Consider the following 5,935-nt stretch of genomic DNA (forward strand, 5'->3'; position numbering starts at 1 on the left):
GAGGGCTCGGGAGCGGGCTCCGCGGCGGGAGCGGGCGGGACGTCCGCGTCGGCGAGCGCCGAGGCGGGGACCGACTCGGTCGCGCCTTCCTCGGCCGCGCTGTCCTCGACCGCCGGGGACTCGGGCTCGACGGCGGGCGCCGGAGCCTCCTCGGCCGGACTCACGGCCTCCGCGGCGGGACTCGCCTCGGCGGCGTCGGCCGCGGGTGCGGCCTGGTCCGCGGCACCCTGATCGGCTGCGCTCTGGTCGTCAGGGGCCTCGCCCTTTGCTGGCGGGTTGCCTTGCTCGGAGGTCACGGCTGCTCCTCAATGCTGCTTCCGGCCTGGCGTCTTGGGGGCACGCCAGACGGCAACACGGTACCGCAGGGACGCCAGCGATCACTCGACAGGGTTAAGCGGGTACGACAAAAGGCGCCTTACGGCGGTGGAGAAGCGCGGGGAGGACTGCCTCTGCGGGCATGAGAAAAGGCCGGGCGCCAGCGGTTGCCCACCCCTCATGGCAAACGCGGCGCCCGGCCGGTGTGAGAACCCCCTGGAGAGGGTCTCCGCGGTGTGGCGACTCGGCGCTGTCATCCACACCCATTGGGAGGAGAAAAGTTCGCGGTCCCTGTGTTCCCGGACGGTTCCCGGCTTGCGAGCTCCGTCAGGACTTGAGACGCGGAAACTTCGAAGTCATGTTTCCTCGTTGTTTCCGTGCCTCAATTACAACACCGAACGATGAGATCCGCCAACGATTCCCTGGTGCGCTTGATCACGTCCAAGCCAGCAGCGTTTCCCCTGGGTGCGATAGGAACGCACCGACGTCGGCGAGGAACTGTGAACCGAGCTCCCCGTCGATGAGCCGGTGGTCGAAGGACAGCCCGAGCGTGGTCACCTGGCGCACGGCGATCTCGCCCTCGTGGACCCACGGCTGCGGCCGGACCGCGCCGAACACGAGGATCGCCGACTCGCCGGGCGGCAGGATCGGGGTGCCGGTGTCGATGCCGAAGACGCCCACGTTCGTGATCGAGAGCGTCCCGCCGGACATGTCGGCCGGCGAGGTCTTCCCGTCCCGGGCGGTGCGGGCCAGCGAGGTGAGGGCCTCGGCCAGCTCGACCAGGGTCAGGTCCTGGGCGGCCTTGACGTTCGGGACGACCAGGCCCCGCGGGGTGGCGGCGGCGATGCCGAGGTTCACGTCGTGCTTGACGACGATCTCCTGGGCGGCCTCGTCCCACCGGGCGTTGATCATCGGGTGGCGGCGGGCGGCCAGCAGGACCGCCTTGGCCACGAACAGCAGCGGCGTGACCTTGACGTCGGCGAACTCCTTGCGCGCCTTGAACTCCTTGACCGTCTCCATCATGCCGGTGACGTCGCAGGTCAGGAACACGGTGACGTGAGGCGCGGTGAACGCCGAGGCCACCATGTTCTGCGCGGTCAGCTTGCGCACGCCCTTGATGGGGATGCGCTGGTCCTCCGCCGAGGCGGCGACCCGCTGGGGCGCGGGCGCGGCCGGAGCCGCGACGGCCCCCTCCACGTCGGCGCGCGAGACCGTCCCGTTCGGGCCGGTGGGCACGACCGACGCGAGGTCGACGCCGAGGTCCTTGGCGAGCTTTCGGACCGGCGGCTTGGCGAGCACCGGTCCGGTCGGGACCTCCGGCGCCGGCGCGGGCGGCGGCGTGAAGGAAGGCGCGATGACCGACGGCGGGGTCACCGGCGCGAGCGACCGCGCGACCGGGGCCGGGGCCTCGGCTGCGGGGGTCTCGGCCGGGCCCTTGCGCTTGCGGCGCTTGGAGCCGGCCTCGCGGGCGCCGTAGCCGACGAGGTTCGGCGTGCGCTCCTCCTTCTGCGGCGCGGGCGCGTCGGCGCCCTCGACCTCGAAGGTGGCGAGCGGCTTGCCGACGTCGATGGTCTCCCCGGCCTCGGCGTGGTGCTCGGCGAGCACCCCGTCGTAGGGGCTGGGGACCTCGACGAGGGCCTTGGCGGTCTCGACCTCGACGAACGGCTGGTTGAGCTTGACCTCTCCGCCGGGCTCCACGAGCCAGGCGGCGACCTCGCCCTCGGTCAGTCCTTCACCGAGGTCGGGCAGGTTGAACGTGATCTTCTGACCCATGTGCTCCTCCTCAGTGCTCAAGGGACCGGTCGACGGCGTCGAGCACGCGGTCCAGGTTCGGAAGGTAGTCGTCTTCGAGGCGGCTCGCCGGATAAGGGACGTCGTAGCCGGTCACCCGCAGGACGGGGGCCTCCAGGGAGTAGAAGCACTCCTCGGTGAGGCGGGCGGCGACCTCCGCGCCGATGCCGACGTTCCCGGGCGCCTCGTGGACGACCACGGCCCGGCCGGTCTTGCGGACCGACGCGAACAGCGGCTCCCAGTCGATCGGGGACAGCGACCGCAGGTCGATGACCTCCAGGTCGAGGCCCTCCTCGACGGCGGCGGCCGCGGCGTTCTCGGCGACGTCCACGGTGGGGCCGTAGGCGATCAAGGTGGCCGTGCGGCCCTCGCGGACCGTGCGGGCCCGGTACAGGTCGAGCCCGGCCTGCTCGGTGTCGACCTCGCCCTTGGAGTGGTAGCGGCGCTTGGGCTCGAAGAAGATCACCGGGTCGTCGCCGGCGGCGGCCTGCTGGATCATCCAGTAGGCGTCGGCCGGGTTGGAACAGGTGACGACCTTCAGGCCCGCGGTGTGCGCGAAGTACGCCTCGGGCGACTCCGAGTGGTGCTCGATCGCGCCGATGCCGCCGCCGTAGGGGATGCGGACGACGACGGGCAGGCGGATGCGCCCGGCGGAGCGGTTGGGGATCTTCGCGAGCTGCGAGACGAGCTGGTCGAACGCGGGGTACACGAAGCCGTCGAACTGGATCTCGCAGATCGGCCGGTAGCCGCGCATGGCCAGGCCGATCGCGGTGCCGATGATCCCGGACTCGGCCAGCGGGGTGTCGATGATGCGGTCGGCGCCGAAGTCCTTCTGGAGGCCGTCGGTCACGCGGAAGACGCCGCCGAGGCGGCCCACGTCCTCACCCATGACCAGCGACTTCGGCTGGTCCTCCAGGACGCGGCGGAGCCCCTCGTTGAGGCCCTTGATCATGGACATGGTCGTCATCGGAGGTCGCTCCCTTCCTCGAGCGAGGCCTGGAAGTCGACCGCCTCCGCCCGCTGGGCCGCGATGCCGGGGGGCATCTCGGCGTACACGTTGTCGAACATCTCGGACACCTCGGGGTCGGTGAGCGCCATGACGCGGGCGCGCAGCGCCCGGACCTGCTCGCCGGCCTCGGTGTCGATCTGCGCGAAGTACGCCTCGTCGGCCAGGCCCTCGGCCGCCAGCCACTTGCGGTAGCGGACGATCGGGTCCTTCGCGCGCCAGAAGTCCAGCTCGGCCTCGTCCCGGTAGCGGGTGGCGTCGTCGGAGGTGGTGTGCGGCTGCATGCGGTAGGTGTAGGCCTCGATCAGGCTCGGCCCCTCGCCGCGGCGGGCGCGGTCGAGCGCGTCCCGGGTGACCGCGTAGGTCGCGAGGACGTCGTTGCCGTCCACGAAGATCCCGGGGACGCCGAAGCCCTCGGCGCGGCGGTGCGGGGGGAGCCGGAACTGGCGCGCGTTCGTCTCGGAGATCGCGTACTGGTTGTTCTGGCAGAAGAAGACCAGCGGGGAGTTGAACACCCCGGCCCAGATGAGCGCCTCGTTGAAGTCGCCCTCGCTGGTCGCGCCGTCGCCGTGGTAGACGACGACGGCCTCGCCGTCCTCGCCCAGCGCACCGTCCATGGCGACGCCCATGGCGTACCCGGCGGCGTGGAGGGTCTGGGAGGCGATGACGATCGCGTACATGTTGAAGCGGTCGGCGGCCGTGTCGCGGCCGCCGAGGTCGGTGCCGCGGAAGAGCGCGAACGCCGAGATCAGGTCGATGCCCCGGCACCACTGGACCCCGAGCTCCCGGTACGCCGGGAAGACGGTGTCCTGGGGCTTGAGGGCCCGGCCGGAGCCGACCTGGGCGGCCTCCTGGCCGAGGAGGCTCGGCCACAGGCCGAGCTGCCCCTGGCGCTGGAGGGCGGTGCCCTGCGCGTCGAGCTCGCGGGTGATGACGAGGTCGCGGTAGAGGCCGCGGTACTCGTCGTCGCTCAGGTCGATGTCGTAGTCGGGATGCTTGACTCGGCCGCCCTCGGGTGAGAGCAGCTGCACGAACTGTGGTTCGTTCGTCGAGGCGGGTTTCGGACGGCTCTTGGCCGTCTTCTTGGCTGGACGCTGTGTGTCGCCCATTGATGCCTCCTCATATTCGTATTCCGGTACATCCAAGCATCCCAAAGCCCTGGGCGGTGCGCGTCACACCCTTCACCCGATTACTATTCGGGACTGAAGTCTGACACTGAGTAGCCGAGGACCGTCGATTCATCGACATCATCGGCCCTGAACGGCCGTTTCGTCGCACGGGGGTGGCGGGAAGGAGCGCGCGGTGCGCGGCAGAGGCAGCGACCAGGGGGGACGCTGGCCGGTGGGGATCTGGTTCGCCCTGGTGGGGGTGAGCGCCGGCACGGTGGCGTCCTTCGCCATGATCGGGTGGACCTTCACGCGCGGGCTCTACACGGGCGGTGACGGCGCCGAGCCCGTCGAGATCGAGTCGGGCACCGTCGTCATCGAGGGCGAGGAGCCCCCTGCCGACCCCGGCGGGATCGAGGGCATCGCCGGCGGCGACCCCGTCCCCGACGGCCTGGCCGAGCCGGGCGCGGGCATCGACCCCGAACCCGCGGAGCCGCAGGCCGGGCCGCTGCCCGAGCCCGAGGACGCGCCCGGGCCGCCGGTGGAGGAGTCCGAGGAGGAGCGCGAACCGCCGCAGCTCGTCCCGGTCGACGAGGACAAGCCGCCGTGCGCCCCCGAGGAGTCGACCGGGGAACCCGAGGACCCCGGCCACGACTGGGACGGCGGCGATGACGACTGGGACGACCACTGGGATGACGGCTGGGACAGCGGCTGGGACGAAGCCGACCGGCCGGACTGGAACTGGGACGAAGGCCGGGGCGACTCGTGGGACGACTCGTCCGGCGCGGACCCGTCCCCGGAACCCGAACTCGACCTCCAAGCGGACCTCCAAGCGCCCCAAGAGGATCCGCTCGAATCCGAGGACTGAGCACGGCTCCGCCGTCGCCCCGTCCGTCCGGCGGATCCCGCTCGCCCGAAGGGGTGAGTTGTGGGGAAGGCCACCTCGCAGCCGTAACCTGCATATGCGGATTGCCGTTACCCACTTCGAGAGCGCGTCGCCGAGCGATCAACGCGCTCACGGATCTAGGTGGGGTACAAGCAAATGGATCTCTTCTCTCGCAGCATGCTGGCGAGTTCGGCCGAAGCCGGCCTGACCACGACGGCGCTGTCCCGGCACGTTCCGCTCCTTCGCCGCAACATCAAGCCGAGCGACCAGGTGTCGCTGCTGAGCCGGTGCGTCGGCTCCGACGGCCTCGACCGCGGCGACCACGTCCTCATGCTCACCGGCGAGCGCATGGTCGTCACCCGCCAGTCGCGGCTCCTGGGGCGCGTGCGCCTGTGCCTCGACGCGCCGGTCGCGGCGATCGAGAACCTCCGCTGGTCGGCCGACCCGGCCGGACCCGGCGTCGAACTCAACTTCACCGTCCTGGAGGGGCCCGGCGCGACCGAGCCGCGCCGCTGGCACTTCTGGCTCCCCGCGAGCCACGCCAAGCGGGTGTGGCGGGTGGACGCCCTGCTCGCGCGGGCGTTCCGCCGCCCCAAGGCCACGGCCCGGCCCGCCGGGAAGCCCCGGCCGCAGCGCATGAACCCGCTGCTGTCCCCCAGCGGCGCCTTCCCCGTCGTCCCCGCGCCGGTCACGGCCGCGCTCTTCCCGTCGAGCCCGCTGCGCACCCACGACGCGACGGTGCGCCTGGTGCGGCCCGTGGTCGCGGCGGTCGACGTCCCGCGCGGCCACGTCCCCGCCCCGCGGGCGGGCCGCTCCCCGATCAACCCGCAC

The 5,935-nt window shown here is 71.7% G+C and carries 5 protein-coding genes and 1 pseudogene; 2 read left to right on the top strand and 4 right to left on the bottom strand.

The window, feature by feature from the left end; all coding sequences use genetic code 11:
- The 4 genes and pseudogenes from DI269_RS14170 to pdhA all read right to left on the bottom strand — a co-directional run.
- Positions 1-296, bottom strand: a pseudogene (locus tag DI269_RS14170) (light-harvesting protein); the annotation flags it as partial.
- Positions 297-750: 454 nt separating this feature from the next.
- Entirely contained in the window at positions 751-2,088 is a 1,338-nt protein-coding gene (locus DI269_RS14175) for a dihydrolipoamide acetyltransferase family protein (protein WP_112136894.1), read from the bottom strand.
- 10 nt (positions 2,089-2,098) lie between these two features.
- The gene (locus DI269_RS14180) at positions 2,099-3,073 is read right to left on the bottom strand and encodes an alpha-ketoacid dehydrogenase subunit beta (RefSeq protein WP_112136896.1); all 975 of its coding nucleotides are present in this window, start codon (positions 3,071-3,073) and stop codon (positions 2,099-2,101) included.
- Positions 3,070-4,221: a pyruvate dehydrogenase (acetyl-transferring) E1 component subunit alpha gene (gene pdhA, locus DI269_RS14185; RefSeq protein WP_112136898.1), complete on the bottom strand. Its 1,152-nt coding sequence runs from the start codon at positions 4,219-4,221 to the stop codon at positions 3,070-3,072. Before pdhA ends, DI269_RS14180 begins: the two co-directional genes overlap by 4 nt.
- A gap of 193 nt (positions 4,222-4,414) precedes the next feature.
- Here pdhA and DI269_RS14190 point away from each other — a divergent pair, with 193 nt between their 5' ends.
- Positions 4,415-5,086 carry a hypothetical protein gene (locus DI269_RS14190; RefSeq protein WP_112136900.1) on the top strand — a complete coding sequence of 224 codons (672 nt, stop codon included), beginning with the start codon at positions 4,415-4,417 and terminating at the stop codon, positions 5,084-5,086.
- Between the two features lie 195 nt (positions 5,087-5,281).
- Positions 5,282-5,935: hypothetical protein (locus DI269_RS27790; RefSeq protein WP_198667433.1), on the top strand; the 654-nt coding region annotated here is incomplete at its 3' end.

The organism is Glycomyces dulcitolivorans, assembly GCF_003265355.1.
In the GTDB taxonomy this organism is placed as follows: domain Bacteria; phylum Actinomycetota; class Actinomycetes; order Mycobacteriales; family Micromonosporaceae; genus Glycomyces; species Glycomyces dulcitolivorans.